Origin of the sequence: Methanospirillum sp. (assembly GCF_035560735.1) — an archaeon.
In the GTDB taxonomy this organism is placed as follows: domain Archaea; phylum Halobacteriota; class Methanomicrobia; order Methanomicrobiales; family Methanospirillaceae; genus Methanospirillum.
On the sequence record NZ_DATMYY010000102.1, the window covers coordinates 1 to 3,012 of the forward strand.

Sequence of the window (3,012 nt, forward strand, 5' to 3'; positions counted from 1 at the left end):
ATCCTCCACTGAATTGACTGCAATAGATCAATAATATCATGAAAGTCATTCACATAGCCGGGTGGTCTGGCTCAGGAAAAACAACCTTTATTCGTGATTTGGTTGATACCCTGGCTCCATTGGGCGCAGTCGGGACGATCAAGCATATAGGGGATCATGTCTGTGATCTTCCTGCAGGAAAGGATACATCTCTACATTATGATGCCGGAGCATCCATTGTTATTGGGATAGACTGTGAGAAGACGATGATTACCAGGAGGACTATTTCTCTTTCCTCTGCTCTTGATCATCTCTCCAATACCGGGGTCAAATATGCTATCATTGAAGGGTTCAAAAGCATTCCCTTTCAGAAAGTAGTTATTGGAGATCTTGATGTACCTGCCCTTATCCGAAATCCAGAGATAAAAGATGTGGTCTCACTCCTCTCCTCATTTGATGATTATTATACAGGAGAAGGACTCGTCAAAGATCTTGGAGAAAACCCAGATGGGATTATTATGATGAGCACTGGCAATTCCCCACATGAAATCTCACCAGATATCTGTGCCCATATCGAGGAGGAAGCCAGGTCCCTGGATGGAGTGTATGGAGTCAGGGTCAGAACGCAAAAGCCAGTAGTTCATCCACATCACCGCTTTTTTATTGTTTTACTGGCAGACAACGCAATACATGGGAGTACCGTTCTTACCCGGTGCATGGCGGCGCTACAAGTATGAACTACAGGGAGCGGTCTGAAGACAGATCCATCGAAGAAGTAAGACCTGATTCAGCCTCCGATAGGACTGAACGCCTTATCTGCCTCATCCGAGAGATCAGTGCACAGGATAAAACTGAAATAATTCAGCTCCTTATTCCTGAACTTATGCGCATGAGCAGGGAAACATTTCTGCATCTCCGTCAATCTGCACCACGCTTCTCTACGAGTGAATGGCCATGGCTATCAGGTACCAAGCCCGACACCCTGACAATGCAGGATGCAAACCGGTTTCTCTGTGCGTGCATCCTGGAACTCAATGCAGGAAAAACAGATGTCTGGGCCAATACTGAATACTTTGTTCACGAAATTCTGGAAGATCCGGAAAACCTCTGGCGCAGCATTCTCCTCCACTCCCCGGAGGGATGGGCAGATCAATTCTGGGAGTATGATCTTCATCCAGAACCAGCAGTTCACACCCGTCTCTATGAGATTGCTTCATTGATGGTTCGGTACTACCACGGTGATGCCAGGCAGATTTGGGCTGATTATCTCTCAAGTCCACATGAAGTATTCAGGCGAATTAAGGTTCTTGGGGTCCCCCGATCAACTGCCTGCCTCATAACCGGTGCATTAAAGGATGAACACTATCTTGAGGGAGTCTTTGATATTGTTGGCGACGTGGTAGATTCACGGGTCCTGGGAAGAATTGCTTGCGGAGAAGGAACCGGCCTTACCTCATACCAGGCCAGAATTCTCGGAAAGATGATCTCTGCTGAAGATCCCTGGATACTTGATCGGCCACTCTATGTCCTTGGAATGAGTTATTGTGGCCCCGGCCCTAGATGTAGACGATGCCCAGTACATGAGAGATGTATATACGCTGTTAGTGCCGATTTGGGTATTACTGTGGGCAAGAAGATATATGAAGGATTATTCGGACAGAAAACTGTCCAAAAAAGTTTAAAGCGCTGGTTATAAAATTTTTACCCGAACCTGACCGATCGCATACTGATGCTCCCATGCTCAAAGCCCTCGAATGCGAAAGTAACAGGTGATGAACCTCCGGCTCCCATGGCAACCAGAAGAGGAGCATAATGCTCAAGAGTTGGGTGGCTTACTTTCCCAGCCGGACTACTCATCCATGGTTCTCTAAGTTTTTGATAATCCCGGGTTAGTATCCATTCTTTTATATCATCATCAAAACGATCTGCCCACTCTAGAACCGGGGCATCCCGATGTTTAAAGTCTACCCGGGAGAGATTATGTACAAGGTTTCCACTTCCCATAATGAGAACTCCCGACTCTCGGAGCGGGGATAATCGTTCTCCGATGGTGATGAGTTCAGATAATGGTAACTCAACAGGAAGGCTTAACTGTAGAATCGGGATGTCGGCATCAGGATATAAAAATCGGAGAGGGGCCCAGGTACCATGATCCAACCCCCGGGACTGATCACGATCTACAATGTACCCACCTGAACCCAGCAGTGTGATCACTTCTTCACCAACTTCAAGCATTCCCTTTGCCGGGTAAGTAATCAAATAAAGTTCTTCAGGAAATCCATAAAAGTCATGGAGTGTCTCTGGATTCAAAGACATGGTGACTGCAAGCCCATGCCTCTCCCAGTGAGCAGATATGCACAAAATTGCACGTGGCCGGGGAATATCTTCTACCCACCCTTCAAGGAATCGTGAGAATGGTGTTCCGCCTAGAGCATTCATCGGATTTCCATGCGCTGTGAACAATGTTGGCATAAGACTCATGAATATCAGATGGGAATACTGTTGGCAATGATGATTTATTGTTCTGTCTGACTGTTTGAATGATGGATCACTGTAAAGTCGACATTCCCCCTCTTAATGCACTTCTCAACCGACCGTTCACGAGGGGTGAGAACGGGCCTTGCACCGCTTTTAACTTCTACAAAGATAATTTCCCTCACCTCACCTTCAGATAACCCATCAAATACGACAAAATCAATTGGAGATCCCAGGAATCTTGCATCTGCAGGGTTCCACTGGAACGAGGAGAAGAAAGGGATCAGGTGTTCGGTCACCTTTCCGTGGATCACTTCCCGTGATCGCTTAATAGCATCCTGGCGGATGCTCCGCTCTTCATCATTTTTCCAGAACCTGATTTTTTCATCTGCCTGTTGCTCCAACTGTGACTGAAAAAGGGAGAGATCCTGATCACGCCAGCGGTTATGGAGAGTTCGTGCCCGTTCTTCAAGCGATGTTTTCAGGCGGTAATAAGAGTAAGAAATCCAGGCAAGGAGAATTATTAGTGCGAAAGTGAGAAGATCAGAATATTCCATA

At 46.6% G+C, this 3,012-nt stretch carries 4 protein-coding genes; 2 read left to right on the plus strand and 2 right to left on the minus strand.

Annotated elements, in window-relative coordinates; genetic code table 11:
- Window positions 1-38: 38 nt before the first annotated feature.
- A complete protein-coding gene (gene mobB / locus VN429_RS03320) occupies window positions 39-716 on the plus strand; it encodes a molybdopterin-guanine dinucleotide biosynthesis protein B (RefSeq protein WP_325629771.1) in 678 nt (225 codons plus the stop codon).
- Window positions 692-1,675: a hypothetical protein gene (locus VN429_RS03325; RefSeq protein ID WP_325629773.1), complete on the plus strand. Its 984-nt coding sequence runs from the start codon at window positions 692-694 to the stop codon at window positions 1,673-1,675. Before mobB ends, VN429_RS03325 begins: the two co-directional genes overlap by 25 nt.
- Window positions 1,676-1,680: 5 nt before the next feature.
- Here VN429_RS03325 and VN429_RS03330 read toward each other — a convergent pair whose 3' ends face one another.
- Together VN429_RS03330 and VN429_RS03335 are read right to left on the minus strand one after the other, a co-directional pair.
- Entirely contained in the window at window positions 1,681-2,460 is a 780-nt protein-coding gene (locus VN429_RS03330; RefSeq protein ID WP_325629775.1) for a dioxygenase family protein, read from the minus strand.
- A 35-nt stretch (window positions 2,461-2,495) separates the two neighbouring features.
- A partial coding sequence (locus tag VN429_RS03335) for a Holliday junction resolvase-like protein (protein WP_325629777.1) occupies window positions 2,496-3,012 on the minus strand: 517 nt, incomplete at its 5' end.